This is a genomic window from Actinocorallia aurantiaca, from assembly GCF_039533685.1.
Classification (GTDB): domain Bacteria; phylum Actinomycetota; class Actinomycetes; order Streptosporangiales; family Streptosporangiaceae; genus Actinocorallia; species Actinocorallia aurantiaca.
The window spans coordinates 183,975-196,788 of record NZ_BAAATZ010000029.1; the positions used below are offsets into that span (position 1 = coordinate 183,975).

Consider the following 12,814-nt stretch of genomic DNA (forward strand, 5'->3'; position numbering starts at 1 on the left):
GTCGTCGTGCGGCAGTTCGACGCGGTGCTCATGTCCGCCGGGTTCAAGCTGTCCCGGGAGGCGATGGAGCACCTGGCCGGGCTGGACGAGGGGACCGTCGTCGACTTCGCGGTCCGGACGCTGGGGGTCGTGCGGCGGGAGGTGGGGGACCACGTCCGGCACAACACCTACTTCAAGGACTTTCCGGCGGGAGTGCCGGACACGGTGGATTTCTGGGCGCGGTGCCTGGCGGAGGCGCTGCTCGACCCCGCCGTCATCGAGGCGGGCGGGCTCGACGGGCTCACCGCCGGGGGCAGCCTCAACTTGCTGGCGCTGCCGTCCTACGGGCGTTACCTGCACACCTACGAGGAGATGCTCGCCGCCCACGACGAGCTGATCCCCTCGGCGGGGGACAGGGTCACGGTGCTGCACCTCGGCGGGACGGTCGACGATGAGGCGTCGAGGCTGTATCTGGCGCTCGCGGGCGGCCGGGCGCCGCTCGGCGAGGACGACCTCGACGCGCTGCGGAGGCTCGCCGGGCACTGCGCGGACGGGCCGCAGCCCGAGGCGGTCCCGGTACGGGAGAACCGTGCGGTCATCAACCGGGTGAGGCTGGCCGCGGGACGGGAACTGCTGGTCGACACCGTCACCGACGTGCTCCGGCTGGCGTGGGCCCTCTCGGCCGTGGAAGGGGAGGAGGAGCCGGAACCGGCGCGGTTCCGCTCGCTGGCCCGCCGGGAGCGAAGGGCGCTGCTGGCCGCGCTGGACGGGGTCGTGGCCGCGTCGCCCGCGAAGCTCGGGGACGTCCCGCCCTACCGGGAGCAGTGGAAGCGGCTGGGGGAGCGGCTCCACCCGCACGAGTATCCGCGCTGGCCGCACGCGGCCCGGGTGTTCGCCGTCGCGCGCGGGGAGGAGCGGGTGCGGTCGTTCTCCGCGCGGGTGCAGGCGGCCATGGCGGCGGAGGACGTGCCGGGCGCGGCGAGGCTGCTGACGGCCGCTCCGGGTGTTCTGTTCCGGTCGCTGGACTGGCTGGCGCGCTCGGCGTCCTCGGAGGAGGAGCGGCGCGTGGTGCTGGAGGCCGCCGGGTCCGCGGTGGAGCGGGTGTCGGGACGGGTGCTGCTGTCCATGCGGGAGCACCTGGTGAACCGGGTCGAGTCCCGGGGCGGGAGCCGGGTGTTCGTCAACCGGCACGGCAGGGCGTGGGTCGCGGACGACCGGCGGGAGCCGCTCGACGCCGACCTGGCGGGGCGGCTGTGCGCCCTCCTGGACGCCGAGGTGACGCGGCGGCTGCCCGAGGTCGGGCACCTGGTGGTCGACCGGGACGTGTGGCAGGTGGCGCTGCCCCTGTCGGGCAAGTCGTCCCCGTCCGGGTTCGGGGTGCTGCCGCGTGGTTCGGTGTCGCCGGTGGAGGGCGGGCTGCTGCGCTTCTTCATCCACTGGCGGGAGCGTGAGGAGAGGACCGACTTCGACCTGTCGGCGCTCCTGCTCGACGAGGACTACACGGGCGCCTCCCATCTGTCGTGGACGCAGCTGACCGGGTTCGGCGGAGAGCACTCCGGCGACATCACCTCCGCCCCGGAGGGGGCCAGCGAGTTCATCAACCTGGACCTCGGGAGGCTGGAGCACCGCGTCGTCGTCCCGCAGGTGCTCATCTACGACGGGGAGGGCTTCCACGAGGTCGCCGAGTCGTTCTTCGGCTTCATGACGCTCGACGCCGAGCAGGCGGGGGCGCCGTTCGAACCGGCGACGGTGCGGATGAAGTCCGACCTGCGAGGGGCGGGCCGGGGGGCGCTGCCGCTGGTGTTCCTGCGCGGTGAGGACGGGAGGTGGCGGGCCAAGTGGCTGCACCTCTTCCTGCGGGGCGCGGCCCGATTCAACCAGGTGGAGACGACCGGTGTGACGGCGACGCCCCTGGTCCGCACGTTCGTGGACCGGGAGTTCCTGCGCGTCCGGCATCTGACGGACCTGTGGGCGGCGAAGGCGGGAACGGTCTCGTTCCTCGGCGAGGGCGACCTTCCGGACGCTCCCGTGACGTTCGTCGGCATGGAGCGGCCCGAAGAGCTCCCCGAAGGCTCACAGGTGTTCGACCTGACCAATTTGGCGGACTTGATCCCCGCCTGAGTGCTACGGTGCTCGCAGGCGAGGCCATGAGACGGGTTCCTTCTAATTTTTTTCCAAAAAATGTGATCTACCCGTCTCGCTCTCCTCGCCCCTGAAAAAGGCTCCCGGTCATCCGGGAGCCTTTTCCGTTGTCAGGGCGTCTTCGTCTCCGGCTCCGCGTCGGGCTTCTCGGTGGTGCCGTCGGGCTTGGTGAGGCTCTCGTCGTCGGCCGCGAGCGTGGCCATCGAGTCGACCTTCCAGACGCCCTTCTCCAGGATCAGCTCCAGCATGAGCTTCGTGCCGAGCACCCGCCGCACCCCGGCGGTGCTGCTCACCTCGGTGTCGAGCACGACGAGGGTCCTGGCGCGCTGCCCGTCGACCTCGTTGACGTAGACGTCCCGCACCGTGGCCTTGGCATTGGCCTCGTACTTCCTGATGACCTCGGCGAGGCCGTCGAAGGCCGTCTGGTAGCTCTGCCCGAACTCCGCCGACGACAGCGAGCCGATGCGTTCGCGGGCGCCGTCCAGCTCGGTGTAGCGGTAGGCGAGCAGCGCCTGGCTGAACTCCGCGGACCTGGTCCGGACGAGCTGCTCGGTGTGCGCGGCGTCCCCGAGCCGGTCCGCCTCCCGCCACTGCAGGACCGCCGTGGTCACCGAGGCGATGAGGACCAGGACGACGGCGGCGACGAGGAGGATCCCGCCGACCGGGATCCGCACCGCCACGGTGTCCCGGCCGGATTTCTCCACAGGCGTCTCGGGCGTCTCGGGTGTCTCTTCGGGCGCCTTCTCCTCGACGGCCTCCGGCTCCGAGCCAGGAGTCTTCTCGGCGTCTTCGACGGGTTCTCCGGTGACGTCCTCGTCGACGTCTTCGGCCTTCGTCGTCATCTTGGTCTCCCGGGTTGTCATCGAGACGTGCTGCGGAAACGGCGGACGGTGTGGGCGGCGACGCCGAACAGCACGAGGCCGCCGAAAAGGATGGGAAGCAGGGTCAGCCAGTCGCCCTTCCCCTCGTCGGGGGATCCGGCGGCCCTGGGGGCGATCGTGGTGAACGGCTGCGGATCCCGGCCGGAAGGGACGCCGCCCTCCTGCCGGGCGGTGCCGGCGGTCTCGGCCGCCTCGGCCGCCTCGGGGGACCGGTGCTCCGTACGCCGGTCGGTGCCCGTCTTGCAGTAGTAGACCGGCGGGACGTGCGGGTCGGCGAGCTCCTGCGAGTACTCCTGGGCGTTGGTCGTCGGCCCGGCCAGGGTGATCAGCAGCTTGACCTTCGCGTACATCCCCTCGGGCCGCTTGATGAGGATGTGGTCGGAGACCACGGGGAAGTCCTTGTGGATATTCGTGAGCGCGCGCTTCAGTTCTTTGGCGTTCGCGTCGGTGAACAGCGGCGCGCCGGGGGTCTCCAGCGCGGTGAGCAGGCAGCGCATCCCGGGCTTGGACTCGTTCAGCAGCCCGTTCACCTGCTCCAGGAAGCCGGGCGAGCGGTCCAGCAGGCTGTCGAGCTCGGCACGGGAGCCACTGAGCGTCCCGGTGAACGCGGCCAGGTCGTTGAGGCCCGACGCCAGCTCGGTCCGCGACCCGGACAGGGTGTGCGTCAGCTGGGTGAGCTGGACGGCGAGCGCGTCGAGCACCCCGGAGTTGTCCGCGAGCGTCCCGGTGAGCCGGTCGAGGTCGGCGAGGGTGTCGCGCAGGTTGTTCCCCTGCCCTTCCAGGCCGGTCGCCAGCTCGCCGGTGAGGATCTTGATGTCCTCCGGCTTCACCGAGTTCAGCAGCTTCCCGGCGCTTTCGAACAGGCGCTGGTATTCGACGGCGACCTTGGTGTTCGCCAGCGGGACGACGTCCCCGTCCTTCAGAGGGGTGCCCCTCGGGCCCGTCGGGGGCGTGAACTCCACGTACGGTTCACCGACCGCGGACTTGCGCAGCACCTGGGCCGTCGCGTTGCCCGGCACGTCGACGCCGTCGTCGAGTTCGACCGTCACGTCCACCCGTCCGGTCTTCAGCGCGACCCGGTCGACCCGGCCGATCTTGACGCCGAGGTAGTCGACCTCCAGGTCCTCGCGCAGGCCGGGCAGGGAGGAGAACTCGATCCGCACCCGGAAGGTCTCCTCGCCGATCCGGATCGGCAGGAGGGAGGTTCCGGCCCAGACGAGCATGATGACGGCGATCGCGGCGAAGACGCCGAGGTTGAGCAGGATCCGTGGCCTCATCCGCGCCTCACCTCGGTCCCATGAGCTCTTCGAGCGTGTCGGCGAAGTCCGGTTTCTTCGGGGCGGAGCCGGTGGGGAGGAAGCCGTTAAGCCACACGTGGATGAGGGCCTGGCCCTCGTTGGTCATCGACGGGGCCTTGGCGAATCCGGTGAGCAGGCCGGTGGTGAAGGCCTTGAGCTGGTCCTTGCCCTTGATCATCCGGCCGAGGACGGCGTCGAGCCGCAGCAGCAGCGTGCGCAGCCGGGCGCCGTGCCGGGTTCCCACCTTCGCGTTCACCGCCTCGGCCATCTCGGTCAGCTCCTTCACCGCCTGCTTGAGCTCCCTGCGGTCCTTGCGGACCCGGGCGGTGGTCTCGATCAGAGTGCCGGGAAGCCGGTCCAGGGACTGCCCGCTCGCGGCCAGCGACCGGCCGAGCCGGCCCATGCCGTCGATGACGTCCGCGAGGTCCCGGTTGGCCGCGGCGTAGCTGTCGGAGATCTCGGTGGCCTTCTCGATGATCTCGTGGAGTTTCGGCCCCTGCCCCTCGAGCCCGGTGGACAGCCCGGTGACGATGTCCCCGAGGTCCTGCCCGCCGAGCGCGGCGATGACCGGAGCGACCCGCTCGGTGACCTGCTCCAGGCCCGGCTGCACGTCGGTCACGGTGATCGTCGCCTCGCTCGCCAGGAACCCCGAGACCTCCTTCGGCGGCTCGAGCCGCACGTAGTTCTCTCCCAGCAGCGAGACCTTGGCGACGGTGGCGGTGGTGCCGGCGGGGACCCGCGTCCCGTCGACGAGCGACATCGTCACCTTCACCCTGTAGCCCTGCAGCCGGATCCCGGTCACCGAGCCGACCGGGACGTCGGAGATCTGCACCGAGTGCCCGGTGACGAGGTTCTGCACGTCGTCGAACACCGCGTACAGGGTGAGGTCCCCCCGGGGGGCGCCGATCAGCTGGATGGAGCACGCGCTGGTGGAGAGCGCGACGGCCAGGACGAGCAGCCTTCTCACGAGCCGCCTCTCTTCACCGTCTTGTCGACGCAGTTGCCGAGCGGCTTGTCGAGGCACGGGACCTCGCCCCAGCCCATGAGGTCGAAGATGGGCTGCAGCCAGATCCGCATCGTCGCGTTGAGGTGGACCCGGATCGCGGCGACGTCGTTCTTCCTGTCCCAGGTGTTGACGGCGAGGTCGGTGAACCGCGCCAGCCCGGTGATCGTCTCGGAGATCGAGGCGCTGTTGGACTTCAGCGTCAGCACCAGCGTCGAGGACTGCGCCAGGGTGGCGGGCAGCTTCTCCCGGTAGGCGGTGATGACGACCTCGCCCTTGCGGACGAGGGTCTCGAGGCCGACGAGGAAGTTCTTCAGCCTGGTCCGCTCGTCGGCGAGCTGCCCGCCCACCTCGGCGACCGAGTCGATCAGCGTGCGCAGCTTGTCCTCCCTGCGGTTGAGCGAGGACGACAGGTCGCGCAGCCCCTCGGCGACGGAGACGATCTGCTCGTCCTGCGCCGCGAGGTCGCCGGCGAGCTCGGCGGTCGTCGACAGCGCCCCGTTGATCGAGTCGCCCCGGCCCTCCAGCAGTTCGGCCCCGCTCCCGACGAGCTGTTCGACCTTCTTCGGGTCCACCGACTCGGCGAGCGTGGTGAAGGCCGACAGCGCCTCGTCGATCTCCACGGCGGGCTCGGTCCGCTCGACCGGGATGACCGTGCCGGGCTTCGCCCGTTCGTCTCCCGGCCTCCACGGGGGGAAGAGGATGACGCTGCGCTCGCCGATGGCGCTCTCGGCGGCGATCGTCGCCTTGACCCCGGCGGGGAGGGGAACGTCGGAGTCGACTCTCAGCTTCACGCGGACCCGGTCGTTCTCCACCCGGAGGTCCTCGACGACGCCGACGTTCGCGCCGATCACCTTGACGCGCGACTTCTCGTAGAGCGCGGGCGTCTTCTCGAAGTAGACGACCACCGGGTAGGCGCCGCCCTCTTCCAGGACTCCGCAGCCGCCCAGGCCGAGCATCAGCGAGCCGCTCATGGCCGCCGTGAGGAGTTTGCGTGGTGCCGTCACCGTCCTCCTCCCATGCTGTCGGCGAGCTTGCGGATGTCCTCGGCCGACAGGAGGCCGAGCTGCGTTCCGATGGCGTCCACCCAGGGGCCGTGGCTGTTGCTGGCGTTGAAGGTGGTCAGCGTCGGTCCCATCCAGGCGAGCAGGGTGTTGAGGTCGCCGATCTGCGGGCTCAGCTCGCCGACCACGCCCTCCAGGTCGTCGATGAGCTCGATGAGGTCGGCCTGCTCGCGGCTGATCAGCTTGCTGATCCGGGTGACCGCCGAGTCGCCGCTGCCCAGCAGCACCGACAGCTCGGCCTGGCGGTCGCGCAGCTCGTCCAGCAGCTTCTGGATGTTGCGCGCCAGCGCGGCCAGCTGGGTGTCCTTGGACTTGGCCAGCTTCAGCAGGCGGTCTCCGTCGGAGACAAGCCGCTTGAGCTGCGGTCCGGACTCCTCGAGACCGTCCGCCAGGTCGGTGAGGTTGCGCAGGGAGCCGACGAGCCGCTCGCGGGTCTTCGGGGAGATCCCGGTGACCTGGTCGATGACCTCGGAGATGAGCTCGGTGTCGAGGTCGGCCAGGCCCTTGGTGCCGGACGCCAGCAGGTCGTTCACCGTGGTCGGCGTCTGGGTGCGGTCCAGCGGGATCCGGCGCCGCTCCTCGGAGAGGCCGGACATGTGCGGCTCGGAGACCGGGCCGGCCAGCCGCAGGTACCGGCCGCCCAGGATGTTGGAGGTCCTGATCTCCGCCCGGGTCTGCGGGCCGAGGGCGACCTCGGAGTCCACCTTCCAGGTGATGAGGACAGTGCCCCGGGAGAAGTCGGGCTCCACCGCGGTCACCTCGCCGACCTTGATCCCGGCGACCTTCACGTCGTTTCCCGAGTGCAGCCCGCCGGTGTCGGCGAACACCCCGGTCATGGTGTAGCGGCTCTGCAGCAGGCCGAGGCTTCCGGTGAGGAAGACCGCGAGCAGCAGCAGCCCGATGACCAGCGTGGAGACCAGGCCGAGCACGATCGGATCGCGGTCGCGGAAGGACTTGAGCGCCATCACTCTCCTCCCAGGATGAGCTTCCGCAGGGCCTTGGGGGACTCGGCGGGATGCTCCGTCGAGCCGACGAGTTTCGGATCGAAGGGGCACGGCCCGGGGGAGAGGGTGACGCAGGGGGCGGTGCCGGTGACGTACTGGCCGTCGTTGAAGGTGTCGTACAGCCGCTGGAGCTTCGGGCCCATCACGGTGATGGTCTCCAGGAGCGGGCCGAGGTTGCGCTCCGTTCCGCCCATGACCTCGGCGAGCCGGTCGACGACCGAGGTGAGGTCGTCGGCGTTGTCGCCCATGACGCGGTCGGTGGTGCGCAGCATGGCCGACAGCTCCTTGAGGGCGTCGTCGACGAGTTCGCGGTTGTCGACGAACGCCTGGGAGAGGGTGACGAGGTCGTCGGAGGCCTTGATGATCTGCTTGTCGCGTTTGGCGATGATGCCGGTGACGGTGGAGTAGTCGTCCAGCATCTTCTGGAGCGTCTCCCTGCGGTCCGCGAGGGTGGAGGAGAGCTTGTCGACGTTGGTCAGCAGCTGGGCGATGTCGTCCTCGTTGCCGTCCAGCGCCAGGTAGACGGACATGAGGATCTCGTTGACCCGGCCGGAGTCGAGGTTGCGGGTGAGCGGCTCCAGCCGGTTGACCAGGTCGCCGATGTCCACGACGGAGCGGGTGCGCTCGATGCGGTCGCCGTCGCGCAGCCGCTCGGCGCTCGTTCCGGGGACCAGGTAGACCACGCGCTGGCTGATCGCGTCGCGCCAGCGGATGGCGGCCTGGCTGTCGGCGGGCAGCCGGTGCTCGGCGTAGATCTTGAGTTCGACCTTCGCCCTGCCGTCCTCGACCCTGATCGAGCCGACCTGCCCGACGGGCGCGCCGGCGATCTTCACCTTGTCGCCCTCGACCAGCCCGCTCACGTCGTCGAAGACGGCGGTCACCTCGTAGGTCTCGTTGAAGTCCAGCCTGGCGATCTGCGAGGCGATGACGTAGGTGAGGGCTCCGGTGAGCGCCAGGAACGCGACGAGCTGGAGGAGCGCGGAGCGGCGGCCGCGGCGCCGGGCGTCGGAGGAGTCCCGCATCTCAGCTCCCCCCTCTCTTCTTCTTCGTCTTCTTCCGGGAGGTGTCGGAGACGTCCCCCATGGGGCAGACACCGAGGAACATCTGGCAGGGATCGCTGGGCAGCACGATGTTCACCGCGAGCATGCGCTTCTTCTCGCCGATGGGCGCGAAGCCCAGAGCCCGGTAGATCGGCATCAGATCGATGATCGTTCTGAGGGAGGGGCCCGCGATCCCGAGCTGCCCGCGGATCAGGGAGACGGCCCGCTCGGCGGAGCGCACGCCCTGCGTCAGCCCGCCGCCGTACCCGGTGAAGCCGCTCTCGACCGTGTCCCCGGCCTCGGCGACCCCGATCGCGAGGTTCTTCACCCGGTCCTCGCCGGAGTTCAGGGTCCTCAGGGTGTCGTCGCCCGCGGCGACGAGCGTCCCGACGTCCTCGCCCACCCCGCGCAGCCGCGCCAGCCTGGCCAGGTCCTCGATGAACCTCCGGGCGTCCTGCCGGTGGTCGTGGGCGACGTCCACCAGGGTCCCGGCGTTGTCGACCAGGCCGCGCACGTGGTCGCCCTGCCCGGCGAGCGCCGTGCTGAGCGTGTCGAAGATGATCGCGACGTCCGCGGGGTCGACGGCCGCGAGGGCCTTCTCGGCGTCCACGAGCAGGTGGCCGAGGTCCCCGCTCTCGGAGGTGCGGACGATGTCCTGCCCGTCGGCCAGGTACGGCCCGGTGCCCTCGTGCTCGCCGGGGATCAGGTTGACGAACTTGGGCCCGAAGACCGACTCGGGCTCCACCGCGGCCGTCGCCGAGTCGGGCACCCTGACTCCCGGGTCCAGGCGCAGCGTCAGCTTCGCGCCGCTCGTCCCGGCCAGTTCGATCCTCTCGACCCGGCCGACCGTGACGCCGCGCAGCTTGACGGGCGAGGTGGAGTTCAGCCCCTGGCTCGCGTTGCCGACGTGGGCGGACAGCGCGATGCCCTTCTCCTCGAACGGCTTGGCCACCACGAGGTGGAGCGAGACGGCCAGGACGGCGGCGGTGGCCGCGGTGACGAGGAGCCGTGGTCCTTTCGACAGCTGGTCCAGGTTCATCCGGCGAGCCTCACCGATCCGCCCTGACCCCAGAACACGTAGGACAGCAGCAGGTTCAGCGTCACGATCGTCACGATCGACATCCGGATCGCGCTGCCGGCCGCCCGGCCGACCCCGACCGGGCCGCCGCTGGCGTAGTAGCCGTGGTAGCAGTGGATCGTGATGACCGCGAAGGCGAAGATCGCCACCTTCACGGTGCTGAAGATGAGGTCCTCCATGGGCAGGTACAGGTAGAAGTAGTAGTCGTAGACGCCCGGAGCCAGGCTGAAGAACTGGGTGCTGATGAACCGGGTGGCGAAGAAGCTGGCGAACAGCGCGATCAGGTAGAGCGGCACGAGCGCCACGAGAGCCGCGACGACGCGGGTGCACACGAGGTAGACGAACGAGTTGATGCCCATCACCTCGAGGGCGTCGATCTCCTCGGCGATGCGCATCGCGCCGAGCTCCGCGGTGAAGGCCGAGCCGCACTGGGCGGCCAGGGCCACCGCCGCGATCACGGGGGTGATCTCGCGGACGTTGACGAACGCGCCGACCAGGCCCATGAACGACTCGGCGCCGATGACCTGGAGCCCCGTGTAGACCTGGAGCCCCACCTCGGTGCCCAGGAACAGCGACATGATGAAGATGACGAACACCATGCCGCCGCCGATGACCGTGGCGCCGACGCCGATGACGATGTCGCTGACCTGGAGGGCGACGGTCTTGGCGTACTTGAACCGGAACACGATGTCGCGGATCGAGTAGAAGACCACCTTCAGCAGGAAGAGCGGCCATGTCGCCAGGTCGGCCGCCCGGTTCACGGCGCCGGTGGAGAACCTGGTGACGCCGGTGACCGCCTTGCGCGGCAGGTGGATGTACATCAGGTCACCGGGGGGTAGGCGAGGAAGTAGATGGTGGTGATGATGTAGTTGAAGGCGAAGACCAGCATGAAGGCCAGGACCGTCGACTGGTTGACCGCCCGCCCCACCCCCACCGGGCTCAGCTCGCAGTTCATGCCCTTGTGGCAGGCGACCAGCGCGGAGATCATGCCGAACAGCCAGGCCTTGAACAGGGTGACGAACAGGTCGGACACCCGCAGCAGCCCCATCGCCCCGTCGACGTAGGCGCCCGGGGTGACGCCCTGGAGCAGGACGTTGAAGACGAACCCGCCGACGGCCCCCGACATGATGACGAGCGAGGCCAGCATGGTGGACACCACGCTCGCCGCCCACATGCGCGGGGTGACCAGGCGGTGGACGGGGTTGACCCCCATCACCTCCATGGCCGACAGCTCGTCGCGGATGTTGCGCGCGCCCATGTCGGAGGTGATGGCGGAGCCGCCGGCCCCGGCGATGATGAGCGCGGCGGCGATGGGCGCGACCTCGCGGACCAGCCCGACGATGACCGCGCCTCCCGTGGCCGACTGGGCGCCGAGCTGCCCGGCCAGGTCGCCGACCTGGAGGGCCACGGTGGCGCCCAGCGGCAGGGCCACGAGGATGACGGGGAGGGTGGTGACCCGGGCGAGGAAGACGCACTGCTCCACGAACTCCCAGAACCAGGTCCGGATGTCCCAGGAGCGGCGCAGTCCCTCGAGCCCGACCGCGAACATCTCACCGAGGGACAGAAGTCCCTGGTGAAGCCGTGCGGTTGGTTGGAAGGTGGTCATGGATCGGCTCTTTCTCCCGAGGGGTGGGGGAGCAAAAGATAATGTATATAATCAACAATATTGCCGACTTCGGCCACCGTAGCCCGCGTCACACCCCGTCAGCAAGCCCCTTTCACTTACGGAAGAGATCTCCCTCACCGAACATGGACTCGAACATGGAGGAGTAGTCGGGGCCGCGGCGCAGGTGGTGGCCGCCGTCCACGTTGAGGATCTGGCCGGTGATCCAGGAGGACTCGGGACCGGCCAGGAAGCGCACCGCCTCGGCGATGTCCTCCGGCTCGCCCACCCGGGCCAGCGGCATGCAGGACAGGTAGTCCTCCAGGATCGGCCCGGTGTCGGCGATCCCGGCGACCAGCTCGGTGCGCACGACGCCGGGCCGGATGCCGTTGACCCGGACGCCGAAGGTGCCCAGCTCGTCGGCGGCCAGCTGGACCAGGTGGTCCACGGCCGCCTTGGAGACCCCGTACGCGCCGAACCAGCGGTGGGTGTTGGAGGCGGCGATCGAGGAGACCACCACGATCGCGCCGCCGCCGGCCTCGACCAGGGCCCGGGAGCCGTGCTTGATCGTCAGCATCGTCCCGGTGGCGTTCAGGTCCATCGTCGCCCGCCACGCCTCGGTGTCGATCGAGCCGATCGGCCCGATCGAGGTGGACCCGCCCGCGTTGGCGACGATGGAGCGCAGCGTGCCCCGCTTCGCCGCGTGGTCGACGGCCGCGGAGATCTGCTCCTCGTTCGTGATGTCGGCGACGACGTAGTCGGCTTCACCGCCGAGCCGTTCGACCGCGCCCCGCAGCCGCTCCTCGCTGCGCCCGCAGATCGTGACGGCGGCGCCGTCGGCCAGCAGCCGGGCCGCGCAGCCCAGGCCGATGCCGCTGCCGCCGCCGGTGACCAGCGCGGAGGTTTCCTTCAGTGAACCCATTTCCTGCCTTCTTTCCTTGGGGTGAGGGGTGGTTCAGCGGTCGACGGCGGTGGCGCCGCCGTCGACGGTCAGGTGGGTGCCGGTGATGAACGAGGCCTCGCCGCTCAGCAGGAAGCGCACCGCCCCGGCGACCTCCTCGGGGCCGCCCATCCGGCCGAACGGGGACTTGGCGGCGAACTCCGCGCGCATCTCCTCCGGCGCGACGCCCAGGAACGGGGTGTCGATGTATCCCGGGCACACCGCGTTCACCCGGATGCCGTCGAAGGCGAGCTGGTGGGCGAGCGCGCGGGTGAGCCCGAGGAGCCCCGCCTTGGACGCGCAGTAGGCGGGGATGAACATCTGCCCGACGAACGCCTCGATCGAGGAGATGCCGACGACCGCGGATCCGGGATTGGCGCGCAGGTCGGGCAGCAGCGCCTGCACCAGCAGGGCGTGGGCGCGGAGGTTGACGTCCTGCACCGAGTCCCAGGACGCCTCGTCCAGGTCGCCGAGGGCCGCGGGGGCGGAGACTCCTGCGGCGTGGACGAGCCCGCCGATCGTGCCGAGCGCCGCGCGGCTGCGTTCGATCGCCTCGGGGAACGCGGCCGCGTCGGACACGTCGACCCGCACGGCGACGGTGGCGGCCGAGGTCTCGGCCGCGAGTTCCGCGGCGAGGCCGCCGGCGTCGGACAGGTCCCACAGCGCGACCGGACGCCCAGCCGCGGCCAGGACCCGGGCGCAGGCGGCGCCGATCCCGGACGCCGCGCCGGTGACGATCACGCCGGTCGAGGGGTTGTCGTCTCTCGATCCCAAGGCAATTC

General features: G+C 70.2%; 12 protein-coding genes. 1 reads left to right on the forward strand and 11 read right to left on the reverse strand.

Annotation, left to right across the window (positions count from 1 at the left end; all coding sequences use genetic code 11):
• Positions 1 to 2,100, forward strand: a 2,100-nt coding sequence (locus ABD327_RS28770) for a hypothetical protein (RefSeq protein WP_344454857.1), incomplete at its 5' end; no start/stop codon positions are given.
• Between the two features lie 131 nt (positions 2,101 to 2,231).
• Here the strand turns inward: ABD327_RS28770 and ABD327_RS28775 are convergent.
• The 11 genes from ABD327_RS28775 to ABD327_RS28825 form a co-directional block, all read right to left on the reverse strand.
• Positions 2,232 to 2,963 carry a hypothetical protein gene (locus tag ABD327_RS28775; protein ID WP_344454859.1) on the reverse strand — a complete coding sequence of 244 codons (732 nt, stop codon included), beginning with the start codon at positions 2,961 to 2,963 and terminating at the stop codon, positions 2,232 to 2,234.
• A gap of 17 nt (positions 2,964 to 2,980) precedes the next feature.
• On the reverse strand, positions 2,981 to 4,279 hold the full coding sequence (locus tag ABD327_RS28780; RefSeq protein WP_344454861.1) for an MCE family protein: 1,299 nt from the start codon (positions 4,277 to 4,279) through the stop codon (positions 2,981 to 2,983).
• A 7-nt stretch (positions 4,280 to 4,286) separates the two neighbouring features.
• Positions 4,287 to 5,267 (reverse strand): MCE family protein, encoded by a 981-nt coding sequence (locus ABD327_RS28785; protein WP_344454863.1) that lies wholly within the window; start codon positions 5,265 to 5,267, stop codon positions 4,287 to 4,289.
• Positions 5,264 to 6,310: an MCE family protein gene (locus ABD327_RS28790; RefSeq protein WP_344454866.1), complete on the reverse strand. Its 1,047-nt coding sequence runs from the start codon at positions 6,308 to 6,310 to the stop codon at positions 5,264 to 5,266. The genes ABD327_RS28785 and ABD327_RS28790 overlap by 4 nt, the downstream gene beginning before the upstream one ends.
• Positions 6,307 to 7,332 (reverse strand): MlaD family protein, encoded by a 1,026-nt coding sequence (locus tag ABD327_RS28795; RefSeq protein WP_344454869.1) that lies wholly within the window; start codon positions 7,330 to 7,332, stop codon positions 6,307 to 6,309. Before ABD327_RS28795 ends, ABD327_RS28790 begins: the two co-directional genes overlap by 4 nt.
• Positions 7,332 to 8,393, reverse strand: a complete 1,062-nt coding sequence (locus ABD327_RS28800; RefSeq protein ID WP_344454871.1) for an MlaD family protein — start codon at positions 8,391 to 8,393, stop codon at positions 7,332 to 7,334. Before ABD327_RS28800 ends, ABD327_RS28795 begins: the two co-directional genes overlap by 1 nt.
• A 1-nt stretch (position 8,394) precedes the next feature.
• On the reverse strand, positions 8,395 to 9,450 hold the full coding sequence (locus ABD327_RS28805; protein ID WP_344454873.1) for an MlaD family protein: 1,056 nt from the start codon (positions 9,448 to 9,450) through the stop codon (positions 8,395 to 8,397).
• Positions 9,447 to 10,310 (reverse strand): ABC transporter permease, encoded by an 864-nt coding sequence (locus tag ABD327_RS28810; RefSeq protein WP_344454876.1) that lies wholly within the window; start codon positions 10,308 to 10,310, stop codon positions 9,447 to 9,449. Before ABD327_RS28810 ends, ABD327_RS28805 begins: the two co-directional genes overlap by 4 nt.
• The gene (locus tag ABD327_RS28815) at positions 10,310 to 11,038 is read right to left on the reverse strand and encodes an MlaE family ABC transporter permease (protein WP_344454877.1); all 729 of its coding nucleotides are present in this window, start codon (positions 11,036 to 11,038) and stop codon (positions 10,310 to 10,312) included. The genes ABD327_RS28810 and ABD327_RS28815 overlap by 1 nt, the downstream gene beginning before the upstream one ends.
• 169 nt (positions 11,039 to 11,207) lie before the next feature.
• Positions 11,208 to 12,014: an SDR family oxidoreductase gene (locus tag ABD327_RS28820; protein WP_344454878.1), complete on the reverse strand. Its 807-nt coding sequence runs from the start codon at positions 12,012 to 12,014 to the stop codon at positions 11,208 to 11,210.
• 33 nt (positions 12,015 to 12,047) lie between these two features.
• A complete protein-coding gene (locus ABD327_RS28825; RefSeq protein ID WP_344454879.1) occupies positions 12,048 to 12,806 on the reverse strand; it encodes an SDR family NAD(P)-dependent oxidoreductase in 759 nt (252 codons plus the stop codon).
• Positions 12,807 to 12,814 lie beyond the last annotated feature (8 nt).

What these genes read in the sequence shown, in the direction of transcription:
- ABD327_RS28775 (WP_344454859.1), bottom strand. Translation starts at nt 2,963, where the DNA reads ATGACGACGAAGGCCGAAGACGTCGACGAGGACGTCACCGGAGAACCC.
- ABD327_RS28780 (WP_344454861.1), bottom strand. Translation starts at nt 4,279, where the DNA reads ATGAGGCCACGGATCCTGCTCAACCTCGGCGTCTTCGCCGCGATCGCC.
- ABD327_RS28795 (WP_344454869.1), bottom strand. Translation starts at nt 7,332, where the DNA reads ATGGCGCTCAAGTCCTTCCGCGACCGCGATCCGATCGTGCTCGGCCTG.
- ABD327_RS28800 (WP_344454871.1), bottom strand. Translation starts at nt 8,393, where the DNA reads ATGCGGGACTCCTCCGACGCCCGGCGCCGCGGCCGCCGCTCCGCGCTC.
- ABD327_RS28805 (WP_344454873.1), bottom strand. Translation starts at nt 9,450, where the DNA reads ATGAACCTGGACCAGCTGTCGAAAGGACCACGGCTCCTCGTCACCGCG.
- ABD327_RS28810 (WP_344454876.1), bottom strand. Translation starts at nt 10,310, where the DNA reads ATGTACATCCACCTGCCGCGCAAGGCGGTCACCGGCGTCACCAGGTTC.
- ABD327_RS28815 (WP_344454877.1), bottom strand. Translation starts at nt 11,038, where the DNA reads ATGTTCGCGGTCGGGCTCGAGGGACTGCGCCGCTCCTGGGACATCCGG.
- ABD327_RS28820 (WP_344454878.1), bottom strand. Translation starts at nt 12,014, where the DNA reads ATGGGTTCACTGAAGGAAACCTCCGCGCTGGTCACCGGCGGCGGCAGC.